The organism is Streptomyces sp. ERV7 (assembly GCF_001653515.1).
Lineage (GTDB): Bacteria > Actinomycetota > Actinomycetes > Streptomycetales > Streptomycetaceae > Streptomyces.
On the sequence record NZ_LYOY01000051.1, the window covers coordinates 776885 to 794452 of the forward strand.

At 67.9% G+C, this 17568-nt stretch carries 20 protein-coding genes; 12 read left to right on the forward strand and 8 right to left on the reverse strand.

The window, feature by feature from the left end:
• Nucleotides 1–198: 198 nt before the first annotated feature.
• Both A8W25_RS26390 and A8W25_RS35635 read left to right on the forward strand, forming a co-directional pair.
• Complete coding sequence (locus tag A8W25_RS26390) at nt 199–549, forward strand: hypothetical protein (RefSeq protein ID WP_067165807.1); 351 nt, start codon at nt 199–201, stop codon at nt 547–549.
• A 233-nt stretch (nt 550–782) separates the two neighbouring features.
• Nucleotides 783–1298, forward strand: coding sequence for an SRPBCC family protein (locus A8W25_RS35635; protein WP_067165809.1), 516 nt, complete (start codon nt 783–785; stop codon nt 1296–1298).
• A 374-nt stretch (nt 1299–1672) separates the two neighbouring features.
• On the opposite strand, the gene A8W25_RS34155 is transcribed toward A8W25_RS35635, so the two are convergent.
• Nucleotides 1673–1858 (reverse strand): hypothetical protein, encoded by a 186-nt coding sequence (locus A8W25_RS34155; RefSeq protein ID WP_158942735.1) that lies wholly within the window; start codon nt 1856–1858, stop codon nt 1673–1675.
• A gap of 59 nt (nt 1859–1917) precedes the next feature.
• On the opposite strand from A8W25_RS34155, the gene A8W25_RS26400 reads away from it, so the two are divergent.
• The 3 genes from A8W25_RS26400 to A8W25_RS26410 all read left to right on the forward strand — a co-directional run bounded on the left by A8W25_RS26400 (nt 1918) and on the right by A8W25_RS26410 (nt 4396).
• On the forward strand, nt 1918–2718 hold the full coding sequence (locus tag A8W25_RS26400) for a maleylpyruvate isomerase family mycothiol-dependent enzyme (protein ID WP_067165811.1): 801 nt from the start codon (nt 1918–1920) through the stop codon (nt 2716–2718).
• A gap of 358 nt (nt 2719–3076) precedes the next feature.
• Complete coding sequence (locus A8W25_RS26405) at nt 3077–3553, forward strand: hypothetical protein (RefSeq protein ID WP_067165814.1); 477 nt, start codon at nt 3077–3079, stop codon at nt 3551–3553.
• Between the two features lie 252 nt (nt 3554–3805).
• Complete coding sequence (locus A8W25_RS26410; protein WP_234386587.1) at nt 3806–4396, forward strand: transposase; 591 nt, start codon at nt 3806–3808, stop codon at nt 4394–4396.
• A 32-nt stretch (nt 4397–4428) separates the two neighbouring features.
• Here A8W25_RS26410 and A8W25_RS32965 read toward each other — a convergent pair whose 3' ends face one another.
• Complete coding sequence (locus A8W25_RS32965) at nt 4429–4917, reverse strand: RICIN domain-containing protein (RefSeq protein WP_079126400.1); 489 nt, start codon at nt 4915–4917, stop codon at nt 4429–4431.
• Between the two features lie 1445 nt (nt 4918–6362).
• On the opposite strand from A8W25_RS32965, the gene A8W25_RS26415 reads away from it, so the two are divergent.
• A complete protein-coding gene (locus A8W25_RS26415) occupies nt 6363–6566 on the forward strand; it encodes a cold-shock protein (protein ID WP_067165817.1) in 204 nt (67 codons plus the stop codon).
• A gap of 635 nt (nt 6567–7201) precedes the next feature.
• Here the strand turns inward: A8W25_RS26415 and A8W25_RS26420 are convergent.
• Together A8W25_RS26420 and A8W25_RS26425 are read right to left on the reverse strand one after the other, a co-directional pair.
• A complete protein-coding gene (locus tag A8W25_RS26420; RefSeq protein ID WP_067165818.1) occupies nt 7202–7681 on the reverse strand; it encodes a DUF2505 family protein in 480 nt (159 codons plus the stop codon).
• Between the two features lie 596 nt (nt 7682–8277).
• Nucleotides 8278–9465: a helix-turn-helix domain-containing protein gene (locus A8W25_RS26425; RefSeq protein ID WP_067165820.1), complete on the reverse strand. Its 1188-nt coding sequence runs from the start codon at nt 9463–9465 to the stop codon at nt 8278–8280.
• A 450-nt stretch (nt 9466–9915) separates the two neighbouring features.
• On the opposite strand from A8W25_RS26425, the gene A8W25_RS26430 reads away from it, so the two are divergent.
• The 3 genes from A8W25_RS26430 to A8W25_RS33670 all read left to right on the forward strand — a co-directional run bounded on the left by A8W25_RS26430 (nt 9916) and on the right by A8W25_RS33670 (nt 10998).
• A complete protein-coding gene (locus A8W25_RS26430) occupies nt 9916–10107 on the forward strand; it encodes a hypothetical protein (protein WP_067165823.1) in 192 nt (63 codons plus the stop codon).
• Complete coding sequence (locus A8W25_RS26435; protein ID WP_158942737.1) at nt 10104–10418, forward strand: hypothetical protein; 315 nt, start codon at nt 10104–10106, stop codon at nt 10416–10418. The genes A8W25_RS26430 and A8W25_RS26435 overlap by 4 nt, the downstream gene beginning before the upstream one ends.
• A 385-nt stretch (nt 10419–10803) precedes the next feature.
• The gene (locus A8W25_RS33670; RefSeq protein WP_067165828.1) at nt 10804–10998 is read left to right on the forward strand and encodes a hypothetical protein; all 195 of its coding nucleotides are present in this window, start codon (nt 10804–10806) and stop codon (nt 10996–10998) included.
• A gap of 312 nt (nt 10999–11310) precedes the next feature.
• Here A8W25_RS33670 and A8W25_RS26445 read toward each other — a convergent pair whose 3' ends face one another.
• The 4 genes from A8W25_RS26445 to A8W25_RS34525 form a co-directional block, all read right to left on the reverse strand.
• Complete coding sequence (locus tag A8W25_RS26445) at nt 11311–11703, reverse strand: peptidase inhibitor family I36 protein (protein ID WP_067165831.1); 393 nt, start codon at nt 11701–11703, stop codon at nt 11311–11313.
• Nucleotides 11704–11793: 90 nt separating this feature from the next.
• A complete protein-coding gene (locus tag A8W25_RS26450; protein WP_324616328.1) occupies nt 11794–13365 on the reverse strand; it encodes an NF041680 family putative transposase in 1572 nt (523 codons plus the stop codon).
• Nucleotides 13366–13468: 103 nt separating this feature from the next.
• On the reverse strand, nt 13469–14602 hold the full coding sequence (locus A8W25_RS26455; RefSeq protein ID WP_158942739.1) for a hypothetical protein: 1134 nt from the start codon (nt 14600–14602) through the stop codon (nt 13469–13471).
• A 322-nt stretch (nt 14603–14924) separates the two neighbouring features.
• Nucleotides 14925–15140 (reverse strand): hypothetical protein, encoded by a 216-nt coding sequence (locus tag A8W25_RS34525; RefSeq protein ID WP_067165836.1) that lies wholly within the window; start codon nt 15138–15140, stop codon nt 14925–14927.
• Nucleotides 15141–15543: 403 nt separating this feature from the next.
• Here A8W25_RS34525 and A8W25_RS26465 point away from each other — a divergent pair, with 403 nt between their 5' ends.
• The 3 genes from A8W25_RS26465 to A8W25_RS34530 all read left to right on the forward strand — a co-directional run bounded on the left by A8W25_RS26465 (nt 15544) and on the right by A8W25_RS34530 (nt 17417).
• Nucleotides 15544–16527 carry a GNAT family N-acetyltransferase gene (locus A8W25_RS26465; RefSeq protein WP_067165838.1) on the forward strand — a complete coding sequence of 328 codons (984 nt, stop codon included), beginning with the start codon at nt 15544–15546 and terminating at the stop codon, nt 16525–16527.
• A gap of 225 nt (nt 16528–16752) precedes the next feature.
• Complete coding sequence (locus A8W25_RS26470) at nt 16753–17220, forward strand: hypothetical protein (protein ID WP_234386588.1); 468 nt, start codon at nt 16753–16755, stop codon at nt 17218–17220.
• 5 nt (nt 17221–17225) lie between these two features.
• Complete coding sequence (locus A8W25_RS34530; RefSeq protein WP_067165843.1) at nt 17226–17417, forward strand: hypothetical protein; 192 nt, start codon at nt 17226–17228, stop codon at nt 17415–17417.
• Nucleotides 17418–17568 lie beyond the last annotated feature (151 nt).

The window sequence follows — 17568 nt, forward strand, 5'->3', positions numbered from 1 at the left end:
CGGACACCAGTGTGTTTCGGCCGGAAATTCAGAAGAGCGGCCTGATCGGCCTTGCCGGTGCCCTTCTCCGCCAAGATCTAGTGGCCGATATGTCACCCGAGGGGCTGATCGGACTGGCGGTTGCCGTATACGGCCTGACAGAGTGCGCGGCAGAGCGACACCCCGAAAGTCATCGAGAGAGAAGGAGGAGGGTAAGCCATGAAGGCAGCCCGCCTATTGGCTTCGATCGGCATTGCCACCCTGTCCGTGACCGGTCTCACGCTCACTGCTGCGGCCCCCGCGAACGCCACACCGCACACCACGTGCCTGATCGGAAAAGGTGGATCCTTCACCACGGTCGGCATTCAGTGCAATCGGCAACTTCCCTCTGACAGGGCCACCGTGATCACCTTTCAGGACGGCTCCAGCCGCGAGACCTGGTGGTGCCTGAACGATCCCCCGGTCTACTTCTTCGTCAGCCCCGCCAGTACCCTCGCCCAGCAGCTGAGGGTGGCGGAGGGAAACACCTACGTCGGCACCCACTGCACACAACTGAGCCGGACGTCTTAGAAATCAGCCCCCGGTCCCCGGCTGTACGCCGCTGACCGGTGCGGGCGAACTCAGCGAGTGTTCGGCGCCGCCTGGGCCTGAGCCGCACCCGGGCGGAACTCGCGGCCGCCGCTCTTCCAGGGCGTGAACCCTCCGCTTTTGCGTCGAACTCGCCCATCGGGCACGCACTCATGGCATGGTCACCACTCCGGACGCCGAACAAACAGCCCAGGCGCCGAACAAGGAGATCCCCCATGACCGCCCTGCCCGACACGCTGAACCAGCGGCCCCGATCCGCCGCCTTACGCAACACCCGCCGCCTGCGCGCCGCCCTGCTGACGGTTCCGCTGGCCGTCGCCGGCGTCCTCGGCGCCGCCGCTCCCGGCCGGGCAACTGCGCCCAGCCCCCCGCTCGCTTCCCTCACCTGCCAGGGCAAGGGCGTCGATCCCGCTGCCAAGATCCGGTACCGGACGGCCACCGTCGTCCACGCGCCGCTGCGCACCATCTGGAACCTGCAGACCGACGTGGAGCGCTGGCCCCTGTGGCAGCCGCCCGTCACCAGTGTGAAACGCCTGGACGCGGGTCCCCTGCGGCAGCGATCGGCGTTCCGGTGGACCACCCCGGTGCAAGCCAGTTCAGATGTCACCCGATCGTGCGGCAGACCCTACATCACGACGGTCGCGCCGGCGAGCAGGACGGCGGAGGTCTGGAGCCATGTGCTTGCGGTTTTCGGGAGGCTTCCACGCTCGACTGTGGAAGATATGAGGTAGCCGGTCAGGCTGAACACGATGATGAGTCCGACCAGGAGGATGAAGAGCAGGACGATCGAGCTGATTCCGTCGGGTCGGTCGGACGCTAAGAGGTGGCTGTGGTTGGTCACCGCATCATCCTGCACCGTGGGCGGTGGGAGGCTGCTTGCGGGCGCGGGGCGACGGCGGCAGCGTGGCTGGATCGATCCAGCTGGTGAAGGCAAGGGTGATAGCCACAGTCAGATCACCCGAGAAGCTCACGGCACACGACGACAGTAAGTGGCTGTTGTTGTTCCGACCTTGAGGAGTGCTGGTCGAACGGGAGTCACCTGAACTCCAGACCCGACCGGTCCTCCCCCCTCCTCCTCTCCCCGCCATCGTGACCTCCGCGTCCATCACATCGAGCGGCGGCACGACCGCGCGCACCGGGTGGACGTCACGTTGTCGAGGTGCCCGGCCGCAGGGCGAGGCCAGAGCACCCACAGGCACGACGCCTGGCGTACCGCCACGGCCAGCGTCCTCGCCGCAGTGCGCAGCTTGTCACCCGAGAGGTGGTAGGCGAGGACGTCCGCAATGGCCAACCGGCGGCGACTGTGAAAATCGCTGTCCGATCACCGGAGCACGGTGATAGACATCCGGCGTGGAAAAGAATCTTGAGTTCCCTGACCTGTTGCGACTGATCGATGAACGGTCGAGCGCCTTCCGCGCCGTGGTCGCCGCCGCGCCCGGTCTCGACGCGCAGGTGCCCACCTGCCCCGGATGGACGCTGTTCGATCTGGTGAAGCACCTGGGTGGGGGAGACCGTTTCTGGGCCGCCATCGTCGGCGCGGGGTCTGCCGACGCTCCCCCGGCGGAGGCCGTCGCCGCGCGCGCCGCGCTGGAAGTGCCGCAGGAGCGTGAGGCCCTGCTGGCCTGGCTGGACGCGTCGACGCAGCTACTGCTGGGCGCCCTGCGTGCGGCGGGACCGGAGAGCGGTTGCTGGACGTGGTGGCCCGCGTCGCAGTCACCGCAGACCGCCGGCGGTACCGCCCGGCACCGGGTCCAGGAGACCGCGGTGCACACTTACGACGCCCAGCTCGCCGGAGGCTCCCCGCAGCCGCTGCCGGTCGAGCTGGCACTCGACGGTGTGGAGGAGTTCCTGTTCACCGTCTGCGCCACGCCGAGTGCATGGCCGCACAAGCCCACGGCCTTCGACTTCCACGCCGCCGAGGGCCGCTCCTGGCGCCTCACCGTCGACGGCGACGGCGCACGCATCACCCGCATCCCCGCGCCCACCGCCGCGACCGGCGAAGACGCGGACGCAGCCGGCGCCTCCGTCCACGGCACGGCCAGTGAGCTGGTCCTCTACCTGTACGACCGGATCCAGGCCGACTCCTTGCACGTTGACGGAGACGCAGGGCTGCTCGACCTGCTCCGCGCCTGGGAGCCGGAGGAGAAGTAGGACGTAGTGGGGGCGGTTGGCCGCGCCTCGAGCCGATAGGACACGACTCTTCGCCAGGTTCGTCAGTCGCGGCACCGGGCTCAAACCCGCGAGGCGGCCTCGGGGCGCCACCAGGCCGACCGTCTACCTGGACGGCAGTGCGAATTCGTCCGTCCCAGCGATCACGAGAAGCGACGCGACTGCCGTCGGCCCGATTTCGTCGAGAAGTCAGTCGATCGGGTGACTGCGGCGGCTGCCGTGCATGAGAGCAGGGCCTCTTGGTAGCTCGAAGGGTGTCGAATCCAACGTGCGGTCCAGGAGGCCCTGTCGCATTTCTACGGCAACGCGGGAGTGGGGTCCACTTCAGCCACTCTCGCGTGTGACTGTCTGGCTCACAGGTTCGGGAACGTTCGTCAAGGGACTGCCCTGCGACCATGAGCGGGCCGGGGAGCTGGAGGTCGAGGCGAAGGTCAGTCCCTTCCTGCCCGGCTTCGCCCCCAGGCTGATCTGGCGGGAGTCGGCGGGCGGATGGACCCTCCTCGGCTTCGAAGGGCTCACCGGGACCCCGTGGGCCGACTTCACCGCCGGCAGCGAGCACTTGGAACCGGTGGCGGCCGTGATGCGGGAGCTGAGCACCCGGCCCTGTCCGGAAGTCGGACTGATGACCGTGTGGGGCCGGTGGGGCCCCTACTGCACCCCTGGTGATGAACCGCTCCTGGCAGGGGACAACCTCGTGCACGCCGACCCCGCGGCGACGAACTTCGTGATCGGGGGCGGGCGGGCGTGGCTGGTCGACTGGGCGTGGGCGGCCCGGGGCCCGCGTGGGTGGATACGGTCCTGTGGGGGTTCCGCCTAGTCCTGGACGGCCGGCAGACCCCAGATCAGGCCGCCGCATGGGTGGCCAGCGTTCCCGCATTCACCCGCGCACCGCGCGACGGCGTACGCCTCCTCGCGCAGGCCGAGGCGCGGTCGTGGCAGGACTGGAAGGACTACGGAACGGCCTCGGGCTGGAACGTGCGGTGGCCGCGACCCGGGCATGGGCCGACTTCTGGACGACCCGCTAGCGGGAGAGTCGGGCGAAGGCTCCCGCCCAAGAGCCGCGGCCCACATGCGGCGCCTGTACACGGTCAACCCCACCCGCCAGCACCGCCTGGGCGAGGGCTTCGGCCGGGACGACTTTCACATCGACTTCGACCGCCGCCAGGTCACCTGCCCGAACGGCCAGGTCAGCGCCGGCTGGCACGGCCCCTACCCGACCTCCGAGCCCGCCGGCGCACCCCTGATCGTGGCCCGGTTCGCCAAGAGCCAGTGCCAGCCGTGTCCGGACCGGACCCGGTGCACCAGCGCCCCGGCCAGGAACGTGGGCTTTCCTCCGCGAGAACTCCGCGACCTGCAACTGCGCGTCCGTGCCGAGCAGCAGACGCCCGAGTGGAAGGCCCGCTACGCGCTCCGCTCCGGAGTGGAGGGCGCCGTCAACGAGTTCGCCCACGGACACGGAATGCGCCGCTGCCGCTACCGAGGACAGCCCAAAGCCCATCTGCAGCACGTACTCACGGCCATCGCCGTGAACATCGAACGGCTCAGTGGCCAACCAGCAACCGAGGAATCCCCTACGCCGAGACCGCCGACCGCCTTCCAGACCTACCTCGACCAGCACGGGATCTCCCGCTCGAAGTCCTGGCGAACCCTCGGCACCTGACCTCAACCACCAAGATCACCGACAGAGTCAAGTTAGGTGAAACGCCACCATTGGTCGTGGGCGGAGAAGTCGCAGATTCCCTGCATGATCGGCGCGTTGAGCGCGGTGCTTTGCGGAACAAGACAGTGACCAGTCGCCCGGTTCTGAATCAACTTCCACTGTGGGTCCGCTTCGTTGATTGTATAGAAACGCCATTGAGTGTCGGCGTGAGAATTACAGGGAAGCAGTCGGGCTTCTTGTCCGGTGCGCTGTCCCAGGCACTGATCGCTGCTGAGCGGCGACGGTTCAGGGCCGGGAAAGAGGTACCACCGCTGGTCGGCGTATCCAGCGCAGTCGGCTTGAACCACAGGCGACTCCGCGGCGGCACTCGGCGCGAACAAGCACTTCTCGCTGTGATAGTTCTGAATGTTATAGGTGCCGTAGGTTGCGGGATAGTCCACTGCTGCAGCCGGCGTCGCAGAGATGAGCGGGAGTGCTACGACCGCACTCGCCGCAGCGAATATTGCCTTGAGCCTCGGCATTTCCACAGTCCTTCCGAATCAGGGCGAAGGTAAGAACTTACGGGGTGCCAACGGGTCGCCGGTCCAGATACTGGCCCGGCAGGAGTCGCACTCGACCTAGAGCCGCACAGAATGCCAGAGCCGGTCCGCAGGTCGGTCAGAAAGCACACGGATGGCCTGAATGATTCGCTTGCGTCGCACCACGTTCCGATTGACTGGCCGACAGGCACAAGAGCCTATGCGCCAGCGGGCGTCGGGATCAGCCGAAATTAGGCCAATATGACGGCGTTAGAATACGGAAATAACCAACAGAAGCCCGGACCCTCCAGGACCCGTCATGCGGCATTTCGCCATAGAGCTCGTAACAGCGAGCTCCGCCGCTGGGTGTGCATGACGGATGATCACATTCCCCTCCCGTTGCGGGTTCCTCCGGCGAGATCTTCGGCACCGCTCACAGCGACCGCGGCCTGGTCGTGTTCCTCGAGGGCGCCGGCGTCGCCGAACCCGAGGCCATCCTTGACGACCCGCGGTGGGTGGAGTGGCGGGGCGGCCACGCCCGAGTTCGACGCCGCCTGACGCAGGCGGTGGGGCCGGGCGCAGCATGTGCACCCGGCGCCCGCCGCCGATCAGCTTGTGCAGCACGGGGGTGCTGCCTCCAGCGGCCACCAGGCCCGACGCGACAGCTGCGGGCACGGACTTGTCATGGAGGAACATGGGGCCGCCCATGACGAGGCCGATGATGACGGCCGCCAGGAACACCACGGCGGCGTGCACCGAAGTAATGAGAGGTCTTGGATCTCTGATGAGCCTGGGGCGGCGTACGGTCGCTGCCGGTAGCTGTCCCGGCGGCGCCCCTGGGCCAAGGTGACCGCAGTGACCTTGAGACCGATCAGCACCGCCGGGATCTCCTGCGCCATCCCTTGCACCATCTCCTGCACGTTTTCGCGCCCAGTTTCCTGCCCTTACCTAGCGGCGCCGTTACGCACGCCGCAGGCCGTCACGGGGTTGTGGGTGGTCCGGCGCCCGATCCCCTCCAGAGCCCTCACCCACCCCAGAAAAGAGAGAATGGGGGAGGCGGGGCGAGCGGCGCTGGAGGGGATCGGGCGCCGGCCTTCGCGTTGCGCGTCGGCGGGGCCTCCGCGCTGCGCCCGCTGGTGGCGTAGAGCGGGCGGGTGCAGCCCGCTGTGTGGCTGTGTTCGCGCTAACAGTCCTTCAGGACGACCACCTCTGTAGCACTGCGCAACGCCGGTCAGTGACAGTCGTTTGCCGACCGGTTAAGGCCGTTGTTCGGACTCTGGCCCAACGACCGGTCGGTTCGTGTCACCGAAATTTGATCAGCGGACCTGTGACGGGGCGTCAGCAGTGCTCTGGGTTTGGGATCGCGGGGAGGGCGGTCTTGCGTCATTCACCATACGGGGAGCTCAGGGGCGGTACGTTGTCGCCGACCAATTCTGAAGGAGAGCAGCATGGCGACGGGCAAGGTCAAGTGGTTCAACGCGGACAAGGGCTTCGGCTTCATCGCGCAGGATGACGGCGGTCCGGACGTGTTCGTCCACTTCTCCGCGATTCAGGGCACCGGCTTCAAGGAGCTGTACGAAGAAGACCTGGTCGAGTACGACGTGGTCCAGGGGCCCAAGGGCCCCCAGGCGGAGAACGTCACGAAGCTTTAGGCGGTCCAGGGGCCGGACCACGGCGCTGCGATCCTGGCAGTATGTCCATGCTGACAGACCTGGCCAAGATCTACCCTGGACTCCACCCGCGCGCCCGTAGCCGCAAGGCGTTTCCACGGCCTCACCGTTCTGCCGAGCGGTGAGGCCGCACGCTCCTCCAGGGCTGCCAGAACAGGCGCTCCGCGCCCTCCGCCGCACGCCGCTCAGTGAGGCCAGCGTTCGATTCCGCAACTGGTTTCAGCGCCTCCCAAGCTGGTGCACGAACGCTGCTCTACTCGTGAGCAAAGCCAGGTGTTCTTCCTGCTCGCAGAATGACACCTCCCCATGGTGCTTGTTCACCACGCCGTAACGCCTGCTGCACGGCCCGGGTCAGGGGGGCTGCTCCCTTGGGGAGCTGGCCCTCCTCAGGGGCCAGCCGTCCGAGGGTGGAATCCTCCCCGCCGTCCTGGCGTTCGCCGCCGCCATCGCCATCGCCATCGCCATCGCCATGGTGGTGGCGATGGCGGCGGCTAGGCTGCTCGTCCTGCGGGTTGAGGCCGTCCGGGGCCAGGGCGGCCTGCTGTCTGGCCGGCCGCTGCGCGCTTCGTCCCCCGCGAGGTGGTGGCCTGTGGGAAGACTGGTTGGTGGCGGGCCGGTTAGCCCTTGTTGAGGGCGATGGCCAGTTTGTCCCAGTCCTCCCTGTACCGCTTCTCGAAGGTGCTCTCGAAAAGGCCTCCGATGCCGAAGATCCTGGCCTCGATGTCAATCTCGGTGACCATGCGGCTGTGCCCGCCCCCGGCCTCCTCAATGCGGACGACGCCCTCCATGCGCACCTTGTCCGACAGCGTCGACGGCACGCGCTTCCAGCTCCAGAGGCTCTGGGGCGTATCGAAGTTGCTTTCCTCCGCTTCCCTGTAGCCGGAGCCGAGAACCTTCGCGAGCGGGCCCGGGAAGTCCGCGGCGGGTTCCAGGATCGCCTTCCGGATGACTGTCTGCCCGCTGTCGGACTGTTCGGTGACCGTGTACTGCCTGTAGATCTCGCCGAACGTGCGCTCGGCAAACGACCTGTCGAGGAGCAGTGCCCACACATCGGCCGCAGAGACCTGAATGTCGTGGGTCAACGAGAATTTGCCCATATCGGCAGGCTAGGAGAGCCAAGTTGCCTTCGGGAACGGCGAATTCAGCCGAACCGCCATGTCCCGGGTCGTACTGAGTGAAGGATCTCTTCCCCTCAGGAGTGAATCCCGCCTGGGTCTTTGGGGGTGCGGCGAGTGGGCTTACACCCTGTCAGTGCTGGCAGAGCGGGCGAGGATCACGGGCGCCGCCTTCATCTGTCCCGTATGCCACCGTTGACAGGAGACCCCGAGCGGTCCACGAACGCTTACCGATGGCGTCGGGGAAGGTGGCGTCCCGTTCGCTGGAAGCGGCCGTCCCGTGCAGTGCTGTGAGCGGTCGGGACTGACGCACACGCTTCCGCCTTTGCGGTGGGCGCTGGTTCTTGGGGCAGGAGTGCCGCCCCAGCGTCGGTTTCCAGGCTCATCAGGGTCGGTTTCGGCGCCGCAGGAAAGGACTCCGAGCTGGCTGATGTGCGTGAGGAACGCCGCGTTAGGGGTGGGGGCGGTGCCGATGCGCCGCAGCTCGGCGCCCGTGATGGGCTCGGTCGAGCCGGACGGGGCGCGGGGGTCGACGGTGAGCTGGTCGAGGACGAGTGGACGACGCGGCGGCCGCCTCATCAGAGGGGGATTCCGGAGAGTTTGGACAGAGTCAGCAACTGTGCGTTGCTGCGTTGGTTGAGGGAGGAGAGGACGCGGAAGAGTTCGCGGCTCATGGGGTGGATGCGTGCCATTTGGGGGGCGACGGTCCATGCGGTGGTCAGGTGGGTGAGTGCGTCGTTGCGGTTGCCGAGGTCGAGGTGGGCGCGGGCGGCGTTGATGTGGGTGGGGGCGACCCGGGTGGCGGGCATCCCGGTGAGGGCCTGGTCCAGGTCGTCGCTCAGGCCCAGGGCGTCGTGGGGTTTGCCGAGGTCGACGTAGGTGGCGAGCCGGTGCGCGAGGACGTTCTGCGGTCCCACGGTCAGGCCGTGGACGTCCAAGGGGCGGTTCATGCCCTGGGAGGTGGCCATCGCGGATTGCATGTGCCGTTCGGCTTCGCGGACCGCTTCGCGGTTGTCCCTGAGTCGGCCGGCGAGGGTCATGCCGCGCAGGTTGAGGAGGCACACGGCGAGGTCGCGGTCGGTGCTGTCGAGGGTGTGCTGTGCGTCGGCGATCGCCCGGTCCACCAGGGTCAGGCCGCGTTCGACGTCCCCGAAGTTGAGGTAGGTTCCGGCGCGGTCGCGGCATGCGACGGCGGCTCCCAGGGGGTTGGGCTGCTGCTCGACGGCCCAGCGTTGGCGGGTGACGGCGAGTTCGGCCATGTCCATCCACCGGTGCCTTGCTGCGAGCCAGTACGCGATGCTGTACGCCTCCGCCACGATCATCCACGCTGCGGGTGTGTTCGCCCGGTACGCGTGCGTGGTGGCGTCCCGGAGCAGCGGGGGGAGTACGGCCAGGAGCCGCGTGACGTCGACGCGGTTGCGTAGCTCGTGCGCCTGGCCCAGGGCGGCGCTGAGTAGGTCCTCCTGGACGGCCTGGCGGTCGGGAAGGTCGTAGTCCCGCATTGCGGCGCGCAGGGCTTCGAGGTGCTGTTCGTCGGTCGGTGTGATGGGAGCGCGGCCGAGGACCTGGTCCATGGAGACCCCGAGGGCCTGGCCGACCGCAGCAGCGACGGCGGGGGTAAGGGCGCGGTCCCCGATCTCGATTTTGCTGAGCAGGCTGACCGAGACGGCCGCGCGTCGGGCGAGTTTGGCCTGTGACCAGCCGCGTGCTTTGCGGAGCACCGCGACGTGTGCGCCCGGGGCGAGTTCGGTCTCTGTATTGCCCATGATCGTGTCTCTTCCGGCGTTGGGACGGCCCGTGTACCCATGCTCGCAAGCCGTCTGCGTACCCGCACCACAACTGTGCAAACAGTGTGCAAGGCCCGCCCTCCGCACGGGCGTTGACTGCTGGCAGAGGCGCCGCGGCCGTGTTGACGGCGGCCGGGGCCGTGGCCAGCAGAGGGGACGGCGAGACGGCGTGGACAGCGCGCAGTACGTAGTGGGTACCGCGAGTGGCAGGGTCGGGGTGGTTGAGGAGCGGTACGAGGGGAGCGTGTACCTGCGACCGCCAGGAGGCGGCCGTCAGTGGGCCACGGCGCCGGACGCCCTGCGCGATACCCGCCCCGAGGAGCTGGTCCGGGCACGCGTCCTCAACACCCCCGTGCCCGTGCGGGGGCGGCGGTGATGTGGGCACCACCGGTGGGACCGTCACCGGACCCCAGGCACGGCCCAGCGATCATGAGCGTGCTTGACGCGAGCTACGGTCTGGAGCCGGAGGGCGCCGCGGGCTGCGATCTGTGCGACGCGTGGCGCGCGGAGCGGGCGGTGGCCCGCGAGGACCGCACCCACCGGCGGGTGCGGCAAACGAACGCAGAGATCATCTGCCACCCCCACCACCGCACGTGGCCCGGTGGGGAGGCGGCCCGGTGAGCGTCCGGAGCACGCTGCGGGGGGTGGTCTACCGGCTGCTGCGGCACCCGGACAGCGAGGTGACCCTCACCGCCCGCTGTATGTCCGGCGACGGCTGTGGGTGGGAGCTGGACGCGACCAGTGATCTGGACGCCGGGGGCGTCGCGGTCATCGAGCACACCGCCGCCACGGGCCACGCCCTGTTCACCCGCACCGTGGAAGACATGGCCTGCGTCGTGCTGAACGGCCGCCAGGAGCAGGAACGGCGCGCCGAGGCCCTCCAGATGGAGCGGGCCGCCGCCCGGCAGTCGGCAGCCGGCCGTGCGGGGTGAGCGTCGAGCACGTGCGAGCCGAGACATGAGGCGGCACGGCGAGAGGGACCTGTCCGGCCTGCGCGTCAAAGACCGCGCGCACCCGACCTCCGCTCCCTGGCACGGTCACGCCGCATGGGTGCGTGATCCGTCCCGGCCAGGGGGCGGCGTCCACTCATGGTCCGTCCGGTCAACCGTGAGGTCCGTTCCCGCCGGATGACGCCAGGGGCAGGCCCGCCCCGGGGAAAGGCCCTGGGGTGGGCAGTTCGGCACAACTGCGCACAACGTCCGTGTTGATACCGAGGGAGGCCCATGATGGGCAGGGACGAAGTGAACGGCTACGACGTGGCGGGCGAGGAGATCATCAGCGCCCCCGAGCCGGAGCCCGACGAGAGCGGCAACGGAGATGACGAGTAGCACCCCCGGTTCAGGCGATGGGAGCGCCCGCGCGACAGCCCGCAAGTTCCTGAAAAGGGATCTGCCGGAGAACTCCGAGCTGTCGTGGCTGTGCCCCATCCACCAGGACCCGGACGCCATGAGGCTGGTCCTGCGCACGGGCTACATGTGTCTGCACTGCCAGCGTGAGCGCTCCCGCTCCTGATCCCGTGCCGCTGCCGGTTCCCCTCCTGGCGGCGCGGTCCCCCGGCCCCGGCCGGTGCTCGCTCCCGAGCGCCGGCCGGGGCTCTCCGTTGAAACCCGCGGTGGCCCGGGTAGCCGACGGGTCGGGAGCAGCGACGGCAGCGGCCGGCAGGGCTCGGGGCGGGAGTTCCGTTACCGGCCACACGCCAGCCACCCGCCCCGGGCTCGGTCACCCTACCGACCGGCCCGCCGGGTGGAGCGGCGACGGGGGCGTGACGGTAGTTGGCCAGTGGGCGGCGGGGATTCAGCCCCGCCGCCCTTGCGGCACCTGGTGCTACCAGAGTTCGGCGAAGGTGACGCTCACGTTTTCTTGGTGGATGGCGGTGTAGTCGGAGCCATCCACGGCCGCCGTGTTGTTGGGGTTGCTGGCTCCGGTTCCCGTGGCTTGCGCCTGCGCGGCGGTGGAGGTCACGACGATGGAGGACGTCTTGTCGTTGAATCCGGAGTCCAGCTGTGTGGTGTCGCTGGTGAGGGTGAGCTTCTGGCCTGTGAAGTCGGGTCCGTCGTAGAGCGTGACGGTGTACCCGGCCGGGACCCGTACCGAGGAGATGGTGTTGTCGAGGTCTGGATTGAGGGCGAATCGGCCGACGGCCAGTTCCGCACTCTGACCGGCGAACTTGGCATCCGAGTAGACCGTTACCCCGGTAGCCCCGGTGTTGTCGCTCATGCGTGTCCCCTTCGTGTTGAACTCCAGCTACGGTCCGTAGCTGACCGCACACTGAGGGTATCGATAGGTGTCAAGGGCCTAGCTTGATCTTTAACCTGTGCGGCGGGGTTTTGGGGTGGTTGATGTCTTCGTCTGCCGTTTGGGTGGCTGCGATTTGCGGGGTGTGTGCACGTTGTGGCGTGGGGCGGGTGTTCTTGCGGCCCGGTGGTCGTCCAGGACCGGGCCGGGAGGGTTTCGGTGCTCGGGCAGGGCAGGGCAGTCGGCTTGTGGGCGGATGTGCCGGAAGTCGCGGCGGACGCGGGCGGGAGTGAGTCGGTCCGGGGGCCGTGGCTTCTCCCAGGGCCTGCGCAGGTCGGCTGCGAGTGGGCGGGCGAGCCGGAGTTGGGTGTAGGCGGCGAGGATGAGCCACGTCCAGCGGTCGGCGGCTTCGGGGGTGCGGATCTTCGGGGCCGTCCAGCCGAGGGTCTGTTTGAACAGGCGGAAGGTGTGCTCGATGTCGAAGCGTCGCAGGTAGGCCTGCCAGAGGCGGTCGGTGTCCGCGGGGACGGCGTCGGTGGCGGACCACCACAGCCAGACCGGCTTGGGGGTTGCTCCGCTGGGCAGGTGGTCGATGTCCAGGCGGATCACCGTTCCCTCGATGACGGGAAGTGTGCCGTCGGCCGCGGTCCAGGAATCGCGGTGGGTGAGCCGGGGGTGGAGCCGGTCCCAGGAACGTGCGGTGGCCGTGCCGTAGAGGCGAGTGTCCGTGACCGTCCGGGTGTCCGGCGTGCCCCAGGTGTCGGGCTGCCCGAAGACGAATTCGCCTCCGTGCCGGGGTGGCCGGCCCATGGTGTGTGGCTGACGGCGTGGGACAGTCCTGCGCAGGACGCGGTCCGACCGCATCCGCGCCAGCACCTGCACGGGGAGATCCTTGAGGAGAAACGCCAGGCGGGGCGCGTTGTATCCGGCGTCAGCGACGACGAGAATGTCCGGGTCGCCTGTCTGCCAGTGCCCGGAGTCGATCAGTAGCCGGAGCAGATTGCGTAGTTGCCGGGCGGTGACGGTGGCAGTGTCATCACCGGGGGCCAGGCGGGTCGTGTCCAGCGGTGCGGTCCATGAGCTGCGGCCGGGTTCGGGGGCGCAGATGATCGAGTAGGGCCAGCCGGGGACCGGAATGTACTGGTCTTTGCCCCGGCCGTAGGTATGGCACAGGATGCGTTCCGGTGAGGTGTGCGCGTCGGGCCGCAGCCAGCAGGTGATGTCGATGGCCAGGACCAGCCGGCCGTCGTCGGATCGCGGCAGTGGCACTTCGGCCAGTGCCCTCCGCAGTCGGCCGGTATCGATGCGTCCACGGGCCAGAGCGGCGTAGAGCCCTCCGTGGCCGCGGCGGTGTTCGCCCACCAGTGACAGTTCGGGCAGTGATCTCACCGGCCCGTCACCGCACAGAACCGCATCTGCCAGCTCGAACAAAGCGTCCGAACGAGCTGTCAGGCAGGAGTAGAACTCGCCCCGGAAGCCTGACAGTTCAGTCAAGGCCTCCAACCGGGCATCGCGATGCAGCAGACTCATCCTCACGGCCTTCGTGCTGAACGTGTGTGTTCCTTGGTCGGAGCACATGTTCAGCCGAAGGCCGCCTCCATGTCCGCCGGATACCGAACCGAGTGACCCAGTTCGACGTGCCATTCGATGACCGACGTTAAAGATCAAGCTAAAGGCTGTCCCGCTACTCCGCCGGCCCGCAGCGGAGGGTTGACAACCGGGTCGGCACCTGCAGCGAGAGCCATCTTCACTCCTTCGAGTGGCCGCCGCGTCCGACTTCGAGGGTGGCTGCAACCGCCGTGTGGAAGTCCTTGCGAAGCTTCGGCAGGGTGTGGTCGCAGAGGGCGACGGTCTCGGTCCAGCCGCCCTGCGGCATGTCGAGGCGGGAGACCCCCTGGGGAAGGTCGAGCAGAAGCCACCGGTCCAAGACGTGCTGCTCGGCTCGCATGGCGTGATAGCCGGGCAACGGACTGATCAGCACCTGCTTCCAGCCGTTGCGCTCGTGATCTCGAATCCGTCCGCTGCCTTCGTTGCAGATGCCGACCTTCGCGGCACCCAACGCGATGTGGACCATCAAGTACAGGAAGGCGGGCAGACCCGGCTTGAAGCCGTACCGGACACAGTGGATGCAGGAAGCCCGGCGACGCTGAATGACCTTGTCCAATACGGCGTCGACCTGCTTGCCGCACGCGATGTGCTCGGCCTTCCAGCCGGCTTTGACACTCCCAGGAAAGGGGGCGAGCGGTCGCAGGCCAGCCTCCTTCATGATCTCAACGGCGACGTCAGGATCTGTAGCGCGCTGAGCGCAGTACCGGCAGGGGTACTTCGTCTTGCGGGCGTTGCACAGCGTTGGGTCGACGACCTTCTTGCACGCGGTGCAGCGGCTGCGCCACTTCACGTTCGATCCCCGGTAGGGGACGAGGGCTTCGAGACCGAGGGCGAGGAGTTCCGCGCGGGTGTCGGCGTCCGGGAGCTCCCGGCTTCCGGAGCAGTAGTCGCAGGCTCCGTTGCCGGCGTAGACGACGCTGGAGTACCACACGTCAATCTCGTGTAAGCAGGTAAGGCACAGGCAACGCCAAGTGCCCCGAGTGCCGGGAAAGTCCTCCAGCGGTTCGACATTTGCCGCACGGACCTGCGCCTCCGCGACATCGGCTGGCACGGCACGTTTGAGGGCTGCCGCAGCAGAGCTCTTGCGCTGCCCGCACGTGAAGCAGGGGCCTTGCCCCTTGGTGATGACGCTGCTGTAGCTGGACCTCGTGGGGTTTTTGCACGTCACGCAGAGGGCCGGCCAGGGCTTGTCCGCGCCAGGGTAAGGGGTTTTCAGGATCAGACCGCGCGCGGACATCTCCGCCGCGCGGGCGATGGGGTCGATCTTTGCCACGTTGCCTCTGTTGAGTTGAAGATGCCTCACGCCATGTGGACAGGGCGGGAGCATACGCAGTCCCACTGACAACGAAGACGTCGCGGCCAAACCAGCTGAATCTCCTGTTTTCGAGATCCCGATACGGCGGCAGGCCCACGAGGTATACCCAGCCCGTCCCGGTCTGCCGCCGCCTCCACAGCCGCGCTACGACCTGCTGCTGCGGGTGCCCGAGCACCGGTCGAAGGGCAGCACGACCCGTACCGGCACCGGCCTGGCCGCGTCATCGGAGGGTGTGGTCACGGCTCCACGGTGAGCAGCGCCGCTGCCAGCCTGATGGACGTCACCGCTCGGGCAGCTTGTGGCGAAGAAGGGTCATCGCCGTCTCCACGCCCCCGAGCTGGCAGCCCAGCACCCGCATACGCCAGTCCATGCGCTCCATCCGGGCTGCGACCGCCAGCGATGCGAACGTCTGCGCCAGCTGCGCCGCGCCCGCCAACGCCTTATTCACGTACCGGGCGGCCATCCCCTCGAACCGCTTCCCCGCCTCGGCAGACAAGCGCGGCGCCGAACTCCTCTACCGCGTCGGCGATCTCAAGGCGTTCCCCGGTACCCGGTTCGAGAACCTCCCCGGGACAGTGAAGTGCTGGGACTGCGGGAACCGCAACCCGCTACGTGATCCTGGCCCGGAGTAGACGAACGCTCGACTGCCGATCCCTCTCCGTACTCTTGGCGCTCAGCCGCGTGGGCTACGGCCCGTGCTGGGCCTTGGAACACGGGAAGCGGGACCGAACAGTGACATTGATCTACCTCTCCTCCGACAACCTCCGATGGATGCCGGAGGCCGAGGCCGACCGGCTGCTCACTGTCCTTCAGCCGGGCACTGGGGAAGGGAGAAACGACCGCCGCATGAATCATGAACAGGGTGGCGGACCTGCCTCAAAGTTCGAGATCATCCGATCATGTCGGGTGACACGCCAGGACAGGACCTCCCAGCCGGCTTCGGGTTGAGGCCATATCGGGGCGACGAAGACCACGGCCCCATGGCCGCGGTGCGGCTGGGTTGTGCCGAACGGGACCGGGTCGACGCTCGTTCGGTTGTGGAAGGGCTCCCTACAGCGGCCGAGATCGCCGAAGCCTCTGCCACGCTTCAGGAGCCGTCCAAGAACCAGATCCTGGTGGTGCACGACGGGAGGGTCGTCGGCTATGCGACGATCCGGTGGTGGCAGGAGCGGGACGATACGTGGCTCTACCTGCACCGCGGCTACCTCTTGCCCGAGCATCGCCACCAGGGCATCGGATCAGCCATGCTGAGCTGGGCCGAAGAGCGGATCCGCCAGCTCGTCGAAGAACATGGCACGGCGCGGACGGCAGTGATCGGCGCGAACGCCGTGGCCTCCGAGCGGGACGCCACGGCGCTTCTGCTCGCGGCCGGTTATCGGCGTGTCTTCAGCCTGGTCGAGCTGGAGCTGGGCGATCTGCGGCAGTTGCCCGAGCCGGGCAGCGAGCTCCCGGCCGGGATACGGACGGGGCCGATCGGGACCAGCCACTACCGTGCAGCGTGGAGGACGGTCGCCGATTCGTATGCGGACACCGGTTTCACGCAGAAATGGTCCTTCCAGGACTTCGTCGACACCGCCGACCCGACATGCTGGAGGGCTGCCTGGAACGGGCAGGACATGCTCGGCGTGGCCCTCTGCTCCATCCGCCGTCACGACCACACCGTGGGCGAGGTGGAAGAGCTGAGTGTCAGAACAGACCAGCGACGCCTCGGAATCGGCCGGGTCCTGCTGCTGGACGGGTTGCGAAGCCTTTGCGAGCAGGGTGCAACGACCGCCAGGCTGTACACGGGCACGGCAAATCCGCACCGGCCCTACGATCTTTACGAGAGCGTGGGGTTCCGGAGGCAGAACGAGTATGTCCGATACCGCAAGCCGCTTGCTTGATCGACCTCTCATTGGGCTGTCCGGTCGGTCCACAGAATTTGACAATTCCTCGCATCGGCATGGGCATGGAGCGGCTGGCCGCCTACAGCTACTTCGCCCGGCTGCTCGATCAGTGCAAGATCCGCCGCGCGAAGGAGTCCGAGGGCACGTGAGTCGTTTCCGCCGGCCGACCCGATCCGTAGAGCGGGCTGCGACCCTTCCGGCCCTGGCTCCTAGGCTCTCGGCATGACGATGACACCGGCTGAACTCGAGGCGCAGAAGGAAACGCTGGAACTCCTCAACAACGAGGCGGCCTCGCGCCTGACGCGCCAGTCGGAATCGCTAGCGAAGATCGACACCAAGACGGTGTTCCTCATCGGGTTCGCGGCCACCGCCGCGCAGTTCCTGGCGACACACAAGCACCACGACGTCCTCGCCTACTTCGCTTTGGCCGCGTACGCCGGCGCCCTGTTCACGGGAGTGCTGACGATCCGCGTGGCGGAACACAAGGAACTGGAGCCTCCCCAGATGATCGCTAACCACGTCCACTTGCCCAAGAGTCAGGTCCTGGCCGCACTGGCGGCGTCCCGGGCATCGATCTTCGAGGTCAATGCGCGACGCCAGAAGCTGAAGGCCCGGTACTGGGGGATCAGCCTGTGGTCGCTGGTTGCGGGGCTCGGCCTGTCGACTGTCGCACTCCTGCTGCACACTTGAGCCCCATGAGCAACGGACAGAATCAGGGGAGCGGCCAGCCTGCTCCCGCGCCGGCCTGTCCCGCCCCGGCCCCGGCGCCGCAGCCAGACTTCGTCGCCGCCTTCACCAACACGGCGATGATCGGTTCCGACAAGAAGAGCGACAACCCCACGCTGAACAAGGCGGTGCGGCCGGAGGGGAACACCGAGACCCGCTGAAACACCGCCTGCACAGTTGTCGGGCCCGGCCCTCCTACCGGAGGGCCGGGCCCGAGCTGTAAAAGCCTGTCTTTGAACCCCGTCGTCTGCCCGGAGAGGGCGGGCGCAGCGGTGGTCGGCGTGTTCGATCGTGCCGGCGTCGTGGCGCAGG

Coding starts and splice junctions, on each gene's coding strand:
- A8W25_RS26425 (WP_067165820.1), bottom strand. CDS start 9,465: ATGGGCAATACAGAGACCGAACTCGCCCCGGGCGCACACGTCGCGGTG.
- A8W25_RS26430 (WP_067165823.1), top strand. CDS start 9,916: ATGAGCGTGCTTGACGCGAGCTACGGTCTGGAGCCGGAGGGCGCCGCG.
- A8W25_RS26470 (WP_234386588.1), top strand. CDS start 16,753: ATGACGATGACACCGGCTGAACTCGAGGCGCAGAAGGAAACGCTGGAA.
- A8W25_RS32965 (WP_079126400.1), bottom strand. CDS start 4,917: ATGCCGAGGCTCAAGGCAATATTCGCTGCGGCGAGTGCGGTCGTAGCA.
- A8W25_RS26390 (WP_067165807.1), top strand. CDS start 199: ATGAAGGCAGCCCGCCTATTGGCTTCGATCGGCATTGCCACCCTGTCC.
- A8W25_RS26410 (WP_234386587.1), top strand. CDS start 3,806: ATGCGGCGCCTGTACACGGTCAACCCCACCCGCCAGCACCGCCTGGGC.
- A8W25_RS26445 (WP_067165831.1), bottom strand. CDS start 11,703: ATGAGCGACAACACCGGGGCTACCGGGGTAACGGTCTACTCGGATGCC.
- A8W25_RS26415 (WP_067165817.1), top strand. CDS start 6,363: ATGGCGACGGGCAAGGTCAAGTGGTTCAACGCGGACAAGGGCTTCGGC.
- A8W25_RS35635 (WP_067165809.1), top strand. CDS start 783: ATGACCGCCCTGCCCGACACGCTGAACCAGCGGCCCCGATCCGCCGCC.
- A8W25_RS26465 (WP_067165838.1), top strand. CDS start 15,544: ATGTCGGGTGACACGCCAGGACAGGACCTCCCAGCCGGCTTCGGGTTG.
- A8W25_RS26420 (WP_067165818.1), bottom strand. CDS start 7,681: ATGGGCAAATTCTCGTTGACCCACGACATTCAGGTCTCTGCGGCCGAT.
- A8W25_RS34530 (WP_067165843.1), top strand. CDS start 17,226: ATGAGCAACGGACAGAATCAGGGGAGCGGCCAGCCTGCTCCCGCGCCG.
- A8W25_RS26450 (WP_324616328.1), bottom strand. CDS start 13,365: ATGGCACGTCGAACTGGGTCACTCGGTTCGGTATCCGGCGGACATGGA.
- A8W25_RS33670 (WP_067165828.1), top strand. CDS start 10,804: ATGACGAGTAGCACCCCCGGTTCAGGCGATGGGAGCGCCCGCGCGACA.